This is a genomic window from Gemmata algarum, from assembly GCF_034097035.1.
Lineage (GTDB): Bacteria > Planctomycetota > Planctomycetia > Gemmatales > Gemmataceae > Gemmata > Gemmata algarum.
Genome location: NZ_JAXBLV010000210.1, coordinates 32,820 through 46,678, shown reverse-complemented (window position 1 = coordinate 46,678; position 13,859 = coordinate 32,820). Strand labels below are relative to the sequence as shown.

10 protein-coding genes are annotated in these 13,859 nt (G+C 69.2%); 8 read left to right on the top strand and 2 right to left on the bottom strand.

All coding sequences use genetic code 11. The features are described from left to right. Window positions 1-304 precede the first annotated feature (304 nt). Window positions 305-1,516: a calcium-binding protein gene (locus tag R5W23_RS24310; RefSeq protein ID WP_320688555.1), complete on the top strand. Its 1,212-nt coding sequence runs from the start codon at window positions 305-307 to the stop codon at window positions 1,514-1,516. Window positions 1,517-1,798: 282 nt separating this feature from the next. Here the strand turns inward: R5W23_RS24310 and R5W23_RS24305 are convergent, their stop codons facing one another. Then, complete coding sequence (locus tag R5W23_RS24305; protein ID WP_320688554.1) at window positions 1,799-2,659, bottom strand: RluA family pseudouridine synthase; 861 nt, start codon at window positions 2,657-2,659, stop codon at window positions 1,799-1,801. Window positions 2,660-2,893: 234 nt separating this feature from the next. Between R5W23_RS24305 and R5W23_RS24300 the strand changes: the two genes are divergently transcribed. The 7 genes from R5W23_RS24300 to R5W23_RS24270 all read left to right on the top strand — a co-directional run bounded on the left by R5W23_RS24300 (window position 2,894) and on the right by R5W23_RS24270 (window position 8,184). Beyond that, a complete protein-coding gene (locus tag R5W23_RS24300; RefSeq protein WP_320688553.1) occupies window positions 2,894-3,604 on the top strand; it encodes a hypothetical protein in 711 nt (236 codons plus the stop codon). A gap of 93 nt (window positions 3,605-3,697) precedes the next feature. Continuing rightward, window positions 3,698-4,186: a hypothetical protein gene (locus R5W23_RS24295; protein ID WP_320688552.1), complete on the top strand. Its 489-nt coding sequence runs from the start codon at window positions 3,698-3,700 to the stop codon at window positions 4,184-4,186. A gap of 603 nt (window positions 4,187-4,789) precedes the next feature. Then, window positions 4,790-5,260 carry a hypothetical protein gene (locus R5W23_RS24290; RefSeq protein WP_320688551.1) on the top strand — a complete coding sequence of 157 codons (471 nt, stop codon included), beginning with the start codon at window positions 4,790-4,792 and terminating at the stop codon, window positions 5,258-5,260. Between the two features lie 368 nt (window positions 5,261-5,628). After that, complete coding sequence (locus R5W23_RS24285; RefSeq protein WP_320688550.1) at window positions 5,629-6,525, top strand: DUF1559 domain-containing protein; 897 nt, start codon at window positions 5,629-5,631, stop codon at window positions 6,523-6,525. Between the two features lie 122 nt (window positions 6,526-6,647). Next, window positions 6,648-7,055: a hypothetical protein gene (locus tag R5W23_RS24280; protein ID WP_261190336.1), complete on the top strand. Its 408-nt coding sequence runs from the start codon at window positions 6,648-6,650 to the stop codon at window positions 7,053-7,055. 50 nt (window positions 7,056-7,105) lie between these two features. Further along, on the top strand, window positions 7,106-7,648 hold the full coding sequence (locus R5W23_RS24275) for a hypothetical protein (protein ID WP_320688549.1): 543 nt from the start codon (window positions 7,106-7,108) through the stop codon (window positions 7,646-7,648). A 131-nt stretch (window positions 7,649-7,779) separates the two neighbouring features. After that, window positions 7,780-8,184: a hypothetical protein gene (locus tag R5W23_RS24270; RefSeq protein ID WP_320688548.1), complete on the top strand. Its 405-nt coding sequence runs from the start codon at window positions 7,780-7,782 to the stop codon at window positions 8,182-8,184. A gap of 888 nt (window positions 8,185-9,072) precedes the next feature. On the opposite strand, the gene R5W23_RS24265 is transcribed toward R5W23_RS24270, so the two are convergent. After that, entirely contained in the window at window positions 9,073-13,764 is a 4,692-nt protein-coding gene (locus tag R5W23_RS24265) for a hypothetical protein (protein WP_320688547.1), read from the bottom strand. Window positions 13,765-13,859: the final 95 nt, after the last annotated feature.

Here is a 13,859-nt window from a genome sequence, read left to right as displayed (position 1 = left end):
CGGGAACGCGCGCCGGGCCTGTCGGAACTCTCGGCGCGGCCGCCCGCCCAATCGCGAAACTCGGTTGACCGGCCCGGCGCGCCGGAGCTAAGAGAACTCTCGTCCCGTCGGCGTTGACCCGCCGCCTGATTTCTAGCGTCGCCCGTGAGTTCGCGGCCCCGCGCCGCGCGACCTCGTACCCCCACAGCGGGGCCGGCTGTCTCCGGCCCGTTTCGCCCCGTTATCCACAGGCCCGGCGCGCGCGGCCACAGCCCGCGTTCGCCCAACTCGTGCGCGCACCGCACTGCGCGCCGGAGGCACCACCATGTCCACGACCGACCGCACCCGCGCCGCGTTCCTGCCCAAGCTCGACGCGCTCGAGCACCGCGAGGTGCCCGCCGTCCTCGCGACGTTCAACACCGGCGTCCTCACCGTCATCGGCGACAATGCGGCGAACAACATCGTCGTCGCCGCGGACGCCAGCGGCGCGCTGCAGGTGACGAACAACGGCGCCGCGGTCACGATCCGCAGCACGTTCGGCACCCCGAACAAGGCCAACCTGCAAACCATCACCGTGGACGCCAAGGGCGGCGACGACTCGATCGTGATCCAGAACTCGATCAACGTGCTGGACGCCAACGGGAAGCTCGCGTTCGCGGCGAACAGCGTGCTCTACGGCGGGTCCGGCAACGACACCATCCGGGTGCTCGCCGGCGGCTTCGTCGGGGGGCTGCCGGCGCAGGGCCAGCCGCTGCCCGCCATCGTCGGCAACTCCACCATGTACGGCGGCTCGGGGGACGACTTCCTCGACAGCGGGTTCGGCAACGACACGATGTTCGGCGAGAGCGGCAACGACACGTTCCGCTGGCTGCCGGGCACGCTGATCGACGCCTACGACGGCGGCGGCGGGAACGACACCGCCATCGTGGTCGGCAACACCACGGCGATCCCGGACCTGACGACGCCCGACCCGAACGACACGGGCAACGGCGACAGCTTCCGCCTCGACGCCGACCCCACGACCGGCGGGGTCAAGTTCCAGCGCACGAACCTGGTGCCGTTCTTCATCAACATGACGACGATCGAAAACGTCGTCATGCAGACCGGCGGCGGGAACGACACGATCACCGTGACCGCGCTCGCCGGCACCGGGGTGAAGAGCGTCGTCATGGACGGCGGCGACGGGGACGACAAGCTCGACGGCTCGGCGGCCAACGTGGCGCTACAAATCTTCGGCGGCGCGGGCAACGACACGCTGCTCGGCGGGTCGAAGAACGACGTGCTCGTCGGCGGCGACGGGAACGACACGCTGAGCGGCGGGAAGGGCACCGACACGCTCGACGGCGGGGCCGGGAACGACACGCTCGACGACGGCGGCAAGGACGGCGCGCAGGACGTGCTGATCGGCGGGACCGGCGCGGACACGTTCGTGCGGCGCCAACTGAACAAGTCCACCGCCCCGGTCCCGCTGTTCGACGAGCTGGTGCTCGACTTCAGCGCCGCCGACGGCGACGTGACCAAGATCATGTTTATTTGAAACGTCCGGTCGCGAGGCCGCAACGACGAGAACGTTGGCCGAAAGCTCTCGGCGTTGCGACTCGCGACCGGATGATGTGTGACCTGGTGCGCGTATCCGGTAATACGGCCGCGTTCTTAACGAACCGCTCCCAGACCAGTCGCTTCAAGGGGTTTGGGTGTGCCGCATAGGGGTTACTAAGTTCAAGGTTCTCATTCACGTTCCGTCTAGTTGTGTCTGTTTCTTGTGGCACCGACATTCCTGTCTGCGCGGCGCGATAAGGCTGCACAGACACGGGCGCTGTTAACCCACGATTCGCGCCAGCGCGGGCGGGAGCGGCGCTTCCAGTTCGAGGCGCTCCAGCGTGAACGGGTGGTCGAAGCTCAACCGCCACGCGTGCAGTGCCAGGCGCCGGACGGGGTCGGTCGTCGCGCCGTACATCTTGTCGCCCGCGACCGGGCACCCCAGCCCGGCCAGGTGAACGCGGATCTGGTGCTTGCGCCCCGTTTCGATCTCCACTTCCACCAACGAGTAGCCGCCGCGGGTCTGCCGGACCGTGTAACGCGACGCCGCGCGTTTCGCGTCCGGCCCGGGGCGCGGGCTCGCGCGCACCCGTAGGTCGCGGCCCTCCGTCAGGTAGTTCTCGACCGCCCCTTCGGGCGCCTCCGGGCGGCCCTCGACCACCGCGAGGTAGGTCTTCGTCAGCTCCTCCCAGTTCCTCTGAAGTTGGTCGCGGACCTCGGCGCTGCGCGCGAACAGCAGCAGGCCCGAGGTGTCGCGGTCGAGCCGGTGAACCACGAACGGCCGCCCTGCGTTCCGCGCCCGCAGGTAGTCGCTCAGGCGCACGAACGCGGTGTCGAGCTTCTCCGACTCGGTGGCCACGGTGAGCAGCCCCGGCGGCTTGTCGATCACGACGAGGTGCGCGTCCTCGTGGACGATCTCCAGCCCGGACGCGGACGGCGGCGCGGGCGGCGCCTCACGCGCCACGCCCACCTTGTCGGCGGGCCGCACCGTGTGATCGTGCCGCGTCACGGACGCGCCGTTCACGACCACCCGCCCGGAGCGGAGGAGTTGCTTCACGCGGGTGCGGTTCATCGGCGCGAGCGCCGCCAGCAGGAACTCCAGCAGCGGCGTTTCGGAAGCAGGTGGAGACAGGTTCTGCATGAGACCATCACGTGCCTGCGGCGCCGGCGAATTTCGTCCAAGCTCGTTGTGCGAACGCATTCGGGTGACCTCCGATTATTACTACGCGGAGAAGGGCCGGCGGTCGCGCGGAACTGGCGGCCCTTTCATGAGACACGCGTTATCCCGGCGATGCCGGCCTGCGGCGAAAAATGAGGGTGGACTTGGCACCGATCGGCGCACCGGTGATGCTGGGGCGATCCCGGAGGGCGCCCAATGACGGAAGCGGAGTGGTTAGCGGCGACGGAGCCGCGGGGGGTGTTGGAAAGCTGGTCGCAGCCGACGAGCGAGCGGAAGATACGGCTGTTCTGCTGCGCGTGTTGCCGCCGCATTTGGCCGCTCATCACCGCTCCCGAGAGCCGGAAGGCGGTCGAGGTGTCGGAAGCGCTCGCCGACGGCCGCGCCCGGGAGGGAAGGCGTGCGGCCGCCAATCTGGCCGCGACAGCGGTCGCGAGACGGGAGCGGTCGTGGCCGTTTGCGGCGGCGGAGGAAGCGAGCAAGCGGCTCATCCGCGCCTACCGAAAGAGCCCTGCCCTCGCCACGTGGGCCGCGCGCACAGCATACTACGCTCACGAGGCGGCGTACCTCGGTACGTATTACGCGGTGGGAACGAACGACCGCGCGGCGTTCGATTCCGGCAACGTCGCGCGGCAAGCCGAGCAAGCGGCCCAGATTGCGCTCCTCCGCGACATCTTCGGCAACCCGTTCCGGCCGGTCCCCTTCTCGCCCTCGTGGCGCACCGATACCGTTCTCGCGCTGGCGCGGCGGGTGTACGAGTCCCGCGACTTCAGTGCGATGCCGATCCTGGCCGACGCGCTGCAAGACGCCGGGTGCGACAGCCCCGACGTGCTCGCCCACTGTCGTGATCCCCAGGGCACGCACGTGCGCGGCTGCTGGGTGGTAGACCTGGTGCTCGAAAAGGAGTAACATCAAACCAAATTTGGTGAACGGGCCGGATGGATCATGTTCGGTCTCCAGTACCGACGCGATCGGTACGTGTCGCCTTTTGGGAGTCGTCGCGTGAATCGTCGGCATCGGTTCCTCGCTGCGGTCGTGGTTCTTCTCCTCGCCGCCGCCGGCTGTAAGCCCCGTTCGGCCCCCGAATCGGCCACGGGCGGTTCGGGCGGGCTCAACGGCTTCCCGGCGGCTGCGCTTGCCGGGCCGCCGAAAGCCGCGCCAGCCGCGGCCGGGCTCGACGGAGCCTGGGAGAACGTCACGCCCGGTTTTAACCCGAACCTCCGGCAGATCAAGCACATCAACGGTAACCAGTTCACATGGGTGATCTGGGACCGGACCCGGAGGACCGCGGTCCTGGTGTCCGGGGGGACGTGTTCCCTCCAAGGGAACGTTTACAAAGAGGTCATCGAGTACTGCGGCGCGGGCATTCAGGAGCAGTTGCTCGGACGGGAGCAGGTCCTCACCGTGGAGTCGAACGGGGACCGGGTCACCTTTTCGGGCGTCCTGACGAGCGGCGTCAGGATCAACGAGACGTACCAGCGGATGCGGTGACCCGCGGTCAGCGTTCGGACCCGAAAGCCACCACCTACCCGCCCCTGCCATCCCTTCCACGTCGCATTGCGGTTGCGAGGCGGGTCATGTCTCGCCCACACGGGCCGAGAGGCCAAGAAGATTTTGACAGGATCAATAGGACTGAAGACCGATCAATTTCAAACCCTGTTAATCCTGTCGATCCTGTCAAAACTGGCCTTTGCAAACACGAAGAGCACGCGGGCCGGAACGAGGCCACAGCTATCCGTTCGTGCCGCCCGCTTTATAGACTTCTCGATAGCTAAACGGGAGCGATCCCGCAGGCTTGCCGATGGTTCGGTGACGGAGGATGCGCGGATGGCGGACGGCCCGACTTCCGATCGGCAGGGGCGTCTCCCCAACGTACTGGGGTGGCTCAGCTTCATCGGCCTATTCATGACCGGTGTGATAGGGCTATCCGGTGCGATCCGGCGTCCCCCCGATTTGGCTGGAGCGGCGTACCTGTTGACCGGCGGGCTCGCGTTCGGCGCGGTCGTACTTCTGGTGCTTCGTCGCGTACCGTAGAGGCCCAGCGAGGCAGGCTACAGCCGTTCGATCGCTACGAGTTCTGCAACCTTCTTCACGATGCCGAACCTCACACGTCCCAATCTGTGGCTCTGGCTCTCGCGCGTCTTCGGTTGGGACGGGTGCCTGCCACTTTTTGTCGTGCTCCTGCCGGCCGTAGTGGGTGCGGTCGCACCCAACGCGGAAAAGGCGATCAGCATGCTCGCGATCTTTCTTCCCATCGCGGCACTGTTCGCCCGCTATTACATCGGGCGGCGCGCCGTTGCCTCCAACCGCGTCGGCCCGGCGCTCCGGTTCTGCCAGCAGGTCGTGTTCACCGCCTCGATCCTGTTGCTGCTGTTACTGGAGTGCTTCGTCATTGCTCTCCATCTGGCCCCGGCCGTTCCGCTTGGGGACTTGTGCGCGGTTGTCGTGCTGTACGCTACATACCTGACCGGGATGATGTTCGCGATGTTCCCCGGGTGGGCGGATGGGCCTCGAGTGCAGGATGCGAACCGCGACGAGGGGAACGACGAGCGGGCGCACGTGTAAAGATGCGGGTGCGAGTCATTCGGCCTACTCGCACCCGGAATCGACGAACCCACCAGTACCCTCTAGCATAAGAGGGGATTCGTTAATGCCGGGCGCGAAGTAGCTCGGTACGCGGACAAATGATTAAAAGGCCTTAATGAATAGCACTTTGGGGCCAATGAGGTTGGCGCCACAATGCCGGGAGATTAACACGCGGGCATGAATTGCTAGGTCGTTTTGAGAATGAAGCTGCCTGCCGGTGCGTTGACGCAAAATAACTAAGCTGATAGAATTACACGACCGCACCGGTACATCTCGTGTGGTCGCTGCGTGGTCTGTAATCACTTTTGTTAATTGGGCCGAATATGTCTCTCCCCAAGACAACCCGTATGCGGTACGGGTTCACGCTTATTGAATTGCTCGTCGTTATTGCGATCATCGCCATTCTGATCGGGCTGCTGCTGCCGGCGGTGCAAAAAGTCCGGGAGGCGGCGTCCCGGCTCAAATGCAGCAACAACTTGAAACAGCTCGGCTTGGCGTACCACAACTATCACGACTCGAACATGCAGTTGCCCCCGGCCGCGATGGGCGACAAGTACGCGTCTCACTTTGTTCTCATCCTGCCCTACATCGAGCAAAACAACCTTTACAACAAGTTCAACGTCTCCCTGGAGATGACCTCCGGCGCCAACAACACCCAACTGCTGGCGAACGAGTCGGTCGTCAACACCTTCCTCTGCCCGAGCATCCGCAGCGGCAACGCGATGACAACGCTGGGGCCGGCGGTTGACTACGTGGCGACCGGTAACCGAGATCAGTCGAACGACTGCGACCGGCTCGACGGGAACCCGGAGCAGCACTGGGGCATGTTGATCTATCCGTCGGACCCGCTGCCGGGGACGGGCCGCACCGGCCTCAAGAGCCGCACGTCGTTCGCGAGCGTCACGGACGGGCTGAGCAACACCACCCTGTTGGGCGAGAAGCACGTCCCCTCGACCGGCATCGGCCAACCGGCCAACGCCGGCGACGGCACCTGGGGCTATTGGTACATCAGCGACTGGAAGACGTGGATGGTCGTCCGGAACGCCAAATTCGCCCTCGGGAAGGGGTCGAGCGACAACACGGGCGACTACCGGAAGAAGCTCGGCAGTTGGCACACGGGCGTGTGCCAGTTTCTGGTGGGCGACGGGAGCGTGCGGAGCGTGAACAACAACACCAGCACGGAAGTCCTGCTCCTCGCCGCCGACCGCCGCGACGGCCGGGCCGACAACCCGTTCCAGCAGTAACCGCCTCGCGGTAACAGCACAACGCCATACAGTGCGGCGCCGCACGATCGTGATCGTGCGGCGCCGCACTGTATCCCTTTCCTACCCCTCCCAATCTGATAACGCGTGCGCATATGAAAACGATGAAGAGCTCCGCAGCGTACCTGATGCTGGCCGTGACCGGCGCGTTCGCGCTCGTGGCCTCCGGCTGCTCCGACATGCCGGCCGTGGGCGGCAAAGTGCAGTACGAGGATAAGACCCCTGTTAAGGGTGGAACGGTTACGTTCAACAGTGCGGACAAAAAGATCAGCGTCACCGGTGTGATCGCGGACGACGGGACGTTCAAGCTCATGACGGACGGCAAGTCGGGCGCGCCGGCGGGCAGTTATACGGTTGTGGTGGTCGGGAAGAATGACGTTTACGGTGCGCCCCCCACGGTTGATGAGGTTTACGGAAGCCCGTTGACGACGCCGCTGAAGCAGGACGTTGCAGCCGGCGCCAACGACATTACGATCACCGTCAAACGCCCCGCGAACGCGCCGAGACGTTGAGCCCACGTTACGCGGCTCTGCTTGGATGTTCTGGTCACTCGAGGGGCGCGGTGAGCGATACCTGTCCACACTGCGGGGCCAAGCTCCCGTATGTCATTGATGCGTTCTGCCCGGAGTGTCGCGAGTCGCTCGCCGAACCGTCGGAAGTCGACCACCGGCCGAACGTTCTGCCCGTAGCCCCGTCCGCCGGTGAATTGCCCCGGAGCGCGGTCCCGCGCTCCGTTCACACCCGCCTGTTCGTGCTCGCGTATTACGCCCTGGCGGTCTCGTGGGGCGTCCGGAGCGTCTGGTTCTGGCTGCCGTCGGTGCTGGACGTGGCGATTCCGGTCGTGTTCGCGCTTTGCTCGGGGTGGTGGGCGGTTGTGGACGCCCGCCGGCGCGGGCACCCGATTCCGGTTCTGTCCCGGCCGTGGTTCTTCCTGCTGGCGGTGGTAGTGGTGCCGGGGTACGTCATCTGGAGCCGCCGCTGGTACGGGGTGGGATGGGTCGCTCTGCACGCGGCCCTCGGGTACTCTACGGCTTTCGCCGTCATGCACATCGGCGGCGTTATTGTGTTCGGGCGCCAGTGGTTTCGTGCCCTCGGCATTGATTAGGGGCCGAACCCGTGGCCTCGCTGAACCCGTTCATCGGATCTGTCGTCCGTTGGCCGTCAGTCGCTTGATCGCATTGTGGGTGCGCACGTCAACCAGAGCGTGCGTGTGTCGTTTGGTTGCGGGGCATGGCTGTGAACCCGTTTCCGGAATGGCTCGCCGAGGTCGCCGCGGACGCGATCACCGTCCACGCGGACGCCCCTCTCGCCGAAGCCCGCAGCAATCAGTGGAGTTTCGGTTTGGACGCCGGCCAGCGAGCGGTGGTCACCGCGGCCGACGTTGAGGGGTTCATTCGGGCGGTCGCGGTCGCGCGGGGGCGCTGGTTGGCCGCGCGCGAGATGGGGCCGATGCAGTTCTACTGCTGGCACGACGCTCAAATCGGGCAATTGCGGTTCAGCTTGGTCTCGGCCGGCGGGGTTCGCTCGGTGTTCGGCGCCCCGATCGAACCGGTGTCGGTTCTGCGCGCGGTAGTACACGAGTTCCTCGGCGCTGCTGCGCCGGGCGATCCGTTGCGGGTGTGGGTTCTGACGGTGCCGTGAGCGCCGGGTCGCGCGGCGCCGGACTCCATTAATTGGGGCCAATGCCGCGTCCGACCGCTTGATCCGCCAGAGGGCGACCGCGGCCGTGGTCGCACTCTGACCCCACGTTCGGCACCGCCCCGTGATCTTCCGCAAGACGCGCGAAACCCACAAGCCACAAGCAACCGGCCCCCGCGCCCGCCGCCTCACGCCTCCGAGTCGCCCCACTGCCATCGGAATTACAGCAGCGTATGCGCTAGCGCCGGCTGCCGCAGGCGCGTGAGCACGCGACCGTCGTTGCGCGCTGTCACGAGCCGGACCATTCATTCAACCGAACACGGGGCAGATCGAGTTCCTGCGCACGCGGGAACTTGCGCTGTGAACTGGTTCAACTGGTCGGTGAATGAGAGGCCGGGATTACAGGCGCTCCGGAAACAGGCGCGGCCGACCGCATCGTGAGCAGCAGTGGTCGTTGGCCCGCAGGCACTGTAACGGGGGTTACAGTGTCAACGGGTCCTACCCGACTGGACGCCGAGGGGCCTTCCGCGACCCGCGAGCTACCTGTTCGCTGGGTGATTGCTACCCACGAATCACACGCTCGGAGCACCGCCTGCGGTCGGCCGCTGAAATCGAGGTCGAGCCATAAGGCATTGAAAATTAATAAATTGCGTCCTGGTCGGCCCATACGAATGGCGGCAATGGGAGAGCGCCGGACACGGCGCCGGACGCTCGTGGTAGCGGCGGAAATCCCAGAAGTAGCGCGGGACAGAAAATGGGTGCAGCAATGCCCGATGTGTCGCTCGTTCAGCGGCACCCATCGGGGCGGTGGAGCGGCCCGAATGCCGTTGTGTCCCTCTGTGGTTCAACGCGATGGGAGTGCGGCCCGCAGGTTGAATCGATCTGCGGGCGTTACTTGACTGCGCCGACGTGCTGCGCCGCCGCCCGAAGCGCGGTCGCGGCGTCGGCGGCGCTCGTGCGCGGGTCGGGGGACGCCTCGAGTGCCGCCCGCGCGGAGCGCTCGGCCGCGCGGAGCGCGTGCCCCAAAACCGGATTGGTCAGCGGCACCGGCAGAACGGTTTCCGACACACGCTCGTGAGCTTCGCGCACCCGCTCGATCGCCTCGGCCCTCAAAATCGCCGCCCGCCTCGCGTCGGACTCGGCGACCCTCTGGCCGGCTTCGAGGAGCTTCTGCGCGGCCGCCCGCACCAACCCGGCCGCGCCCGCAAGCGCCGCCCGGGTCGGATCTTGTGGGTCGCGCAACGTAACGGCCCGTTCGAGCGTGTCGGCCAAGGTCGCGGCCCGGCCGGCGAGTTCGCCCGCCCGTGCCATCTGCTGGAGGACGGCCGCGCCGGAGGCGCCCACGAGCTGCGCGATGTCGCCGAGCCGGGCGCCCTGCCGCGCCGCCAGTTCAACGGCGCGTGCGCCCCACGGCTTCCCCGCGCCGGCCTTCGCCAGCCCGTCCGCGAACCGCAGGGCGGTTTCGGCTTGCTCCTTGGCTTCCGGGGCCGCGCCGGTGCGGAGGAAGTCTGCGGCGGCCCGGGCGGCTCGGGCCGCGGGCTCGGTGTCCGGCCCGAACGCGGCGAAATCGGCGGCGAGCGCGCGCTGCCGGGTCTCGAGCGCCGCGAACGTGTTGGCCGGGGCCGGGCGGAGGCGATCGGCCAGTGCCCGGGGCAGATCCGTGAGCCGCTCGTGCTGGGCGCGCTGGTAGTGGATCAGTTCGCGGCACCGGTCGGCGAACGACCGCGACGGCAGGTACGCGTCCGCTTCGGCTGCGGCCGGCGGCTCCGGCGGGGGGGCGGTCGCGAGTTCGGCGACATCGGCCATTTTCGCCGCGAGTTCGTCCAGCGCCTCCGCGAGCCCCCGCTGGTCCGACGCCAGCCGGTCCGGTTCGCGCCGGCCGCCGATCCGGGCGTACTGGTCCAGCACCCGCTTCCGGGCCGCCTGCCCCGCCGGCCCGACCCGCGTGTGCGCCAGTTCCTCGCACTCGCGCGCCAGTTGCCGCAGCGCCTCGTCGGACGCCGGGGCGCTGAACGGGGCCTTCGCGTCGGCCAGCTCTTTCGCCCGCACCGCCGCCGCCCGGCGGTACCCCGCGAGCTGCTGGACGCGAGCGAGGTCGGGCTCCGAGCCGTTCAGCCGCGCGGCGAGCTTTTCGAGTGCCTCGGCGGCACCGCGGACACGGAGGCGGGCCGCGCCGGGCTTTGAGCCGTCCCGGAGCGCGAGTTCGGCGGCCTGAAGAGCCAGGCGGGCGTCGTTCAGCAGTACGGCCGCTTCCGGAGCTCCGGCGGGCAGGAGCCGGAGCGCCTCTTGAACAACGGGAACGGCGGGTTCGAGTTGCTTCGCGGTGAGGTCCGGCCCATGAGCGTCGAGTACGACCGCCAGCGCGCCGAGTTTACGGCGCAGCTCTTCGCACCGCACGTCCGGGGGCGTTGCCCCTTCGAGCTCGAGTTTGAGCCGTTCGTACTCGCGCCGGGCCAGCAGTTGCGACGCTTGCACGTCGAACGGCGCGGCGCCGCGCAGGTCGGCGCCGGCCAGCGCGAGCGCCGCAGCGAGCCGGCCCTGTCGGGCGCCCATGCCGGGCAGATCGAGCGCCGCGGCCTGTTCGGACAGCCGGCACTGCCGGTCCGCCAGCGCGGCCAGCTTCTTCGCCGTCGGCGGGGGAACCGCGGGCTGCCCCTCGAACCCGCGCAGGGCCTGCTCGGTCGCGTTCGCCAGTGCCTCCTGCTCCGCGCGCAGCTTGTCGAAATCGCTTCGCGCTTTGTAGAGCCGCTCGCCGACCGGGGGCATCAGGTCCGCGACCCGCTCCAGCGCCTCGACCGCCAGCCGCATGGCGGTGTCCGCGCTGCGGCCGTCGGACGACATGGTCTGGACCGCCCGCCCGCAGTGCCGCGCCGCGCCGTCACGGGCCGACCGGACCGAGGCGTCGGGGGGCAGGTGCAGCCGGCCGACCGCGTCACCGACCGCGTGCTGCTCGGCGCGGAGCGCGGCCCGCGCGTCGGCCGGCAGCCGGTCGAACCCGATGCCCCGCGTTGCGGCGCGGAACCGGGTCAGCAGGTCGCCCTGCCACAGGGCGAGCTGTTTCGCGCCCTTCTTCGGGTCCGAACACGCCTCGGCCCAGGCATCGAACTCGCGCGCCAGCCGCTCAAGCGCCTGCGTCTGCTGCTCCAGTTCCGTGAGCGCCTCGACGGTGCGGCCGGTCGCGGCGAGTTCCGTCACTTTGCGGAACTCGTTCGCCCGGGGCGGCCCGACGCCGACGAGCCGGGCCGCCGTTTCCGTGGCGACCAGCAGCCGCTCGGCGCGCCGGGCCTGCTCTTCCTGGTCGGCGGCGAACCGGGCGACCAGCGCGGCCCGGGCGTCGGCGATCGTCCGCTGGCTCGCCGCGTCGAGCCCCCGCGCCGCCTCCGCCAGTTCGGCGAGGTCGCTGGCGAAGCGGCGGGCCTCTTCGCTGCGGCCCCCTTCGAGCGCCAGCCGCAAGGGCTCGCTGTCCGCCACCACCTCCTTCAGCCGGGCGATGAGCTCGCGCTGGCGCCCGCCGAACTCGCTCGCGCTCCGCTTGGCGCCGGCGAGCGCGGCTTGGTCGTCGGCGAGCGCCCCGAGCCGGGCGCGGTCGAGCCGGGTGCGGGCCAGCGCGTCGTTCTGGGCGAGAAGTGTGCCCAGCTTCGCGTCCGCGGCGGACAGGTCCGCGGACGCGGTCGCGAGCCCGTCGGCGCGGCTGCTCCCTTCCGATTCGGCGCGGGCCAGCCCCTCCTCAGCGCCCGGCAGCTCGCGCGCCACGAGGGCGCCCGCCGCCGCCGCGAGCGGGCGGAACTCGGGCACCAGCGCGGCGTCGCGTGCGAGTGCGGACAGCGAGGCCGCGGCGAGCCGCGCTCGTTCGCGCGCGACGTTCACCCGGACCGCCTGGTCCACGCTCAGCGCGCCGGTCGCCGGGGACTCGGCGCGGACGACCGCCACCGCCTCGGCCGCTTCGCGCACGGAACCGCGGGCCGCTTCCGCCGCCGCGCGGAACGCGTCCCGCTGGTTCCGCGCGTCCTGCTCTTCGAGCGGCGGCGCGGACGCGCTGAGCGTCAGCTCGCTCCACCCGTTCGCGGGGTACAGGGTTTCCTGGGGCAGCAGCTTAGGGTCTTCGGACGCGCGGTTGTCGGTCACACGGACCCGGAAGCGGACCGTACCGCCAAGCGGCGCGACCGCCGACGGGTCGAAGTCGAGGCGCCCGGTCGCGCGGGGCGTGCCCGCGCCGGTGAGCGGAATGGGGAGGACGTGTGTGCGCGAGTCGGGCAACTCCAGTGTGTACTCGAGCCGGGCGTCGGACACGCAGAAATCGTCACAAGCGACGACCGCGATCGGCACGCGGCCCTCGGGACGCACCGACCGCGGGCGCGTGCCGACGCCGGTCAGCGTCTCGAACCACGGCGCTTGGTCCGGGGCCACATGCACGTTCGCGGTCAGAACGGTGCGGAGCTTTTTGCCGTCCACCTCGCGCAGCAGAACGAGCTTCAGTTCGCCGCTCGTGCGAAGCACCAGCGACGACGCGCCGGAGAGCCGGTCGGGGGCGAGGGCCACCGGCACCGGGTCCATTTTTGTGGCCCCGTGCGCGTGCCACTCGAACAGCGCGCTCGCCGCCGGCTGGGTAAACGTCAAGCGAGCCGTGAGCCGGGACGCGTCCGGTGTGTCGAAGTCGGTGAGCGCAGAGAGCACGCGCGGGTGGGCCTTGACGTACCCCGGCGGCGCGACCTCGATGCGCGTGTTGGGGGCCAGGTCCACCGGGTCGAGAGCGGTCACCTTGAACCACTCGCTGGCCGCGCCGCCGATCAGAACCCGGTACTCGAAATCGTGGGGCACACACGCCCGGGTGACGTGGAACGCGCCGGCGTCATCCGCAGCCATCGCGACCGCCCGCTCGGGCGCCTCGGGCGCGTCCCGGAACACCGCCGTGGCCCGGTGCGCGACCGCGCCGGGGCGGGACTCCGTGTGCTCGGCGAACGCGCTTAGCGTGACCGCCGCGCCGCGCCGCACCACCGGCTCGCCCGACGTGACCACCACGCGCAGCGGGGCCGCCGGCGGGCGCGCCCACGGCAGCGCGACCCGGCGCAGCCGCTCGGCGCTGTTCGGCAGCAGCCCGGTGAGCATCAGGAACGCGAGCAGCGCGAGCAGCGCCCAGCACAGCGCCAGCAGCGTAGGGTGCGCGGGAACGGCCCGCTCGAAATCGACGGCCTTTGCGCGCCGGAGCGTGTCTTCCCGGAGCGCGGCGCGGACCGCCTCGGACGTGCCGTTCGCGGGGGCGATCACCGCCTGGAGCCGGTCCGCCAGTTCGGGGAGCCGCTGCGACAGTTCGGCCGCCACCTCCGAAAGGGGGATCTCCGCTTGCCACGGCTTGAGGACGAACTGCCAGACGAGCACGCCCAGCGCGGTGACCCACACCGCGACCAGCAGCCCGCGAGCGGTCTCGGGCAGGCCAACGAGCGCGTCGAGCACGAGTGCGAGGACCGCGCTGCCGACGGTCGCGAACAGGCACCGGCTGACCCCACGGGCGACCCGCAGCGCCCGCACGCGCGGGACCAGAGCGGCGAGGCGCTGCTCGAGGGCGGGCGGGACGGTGGCAGCCATCGACGCTCCGAAGAACCGGCACAGACCGTGCCCGGACACGCGCGAAGTGCGTAACGTAGACTATACCCGCGGTCGTCCGACCGCGGCAAGCGCCA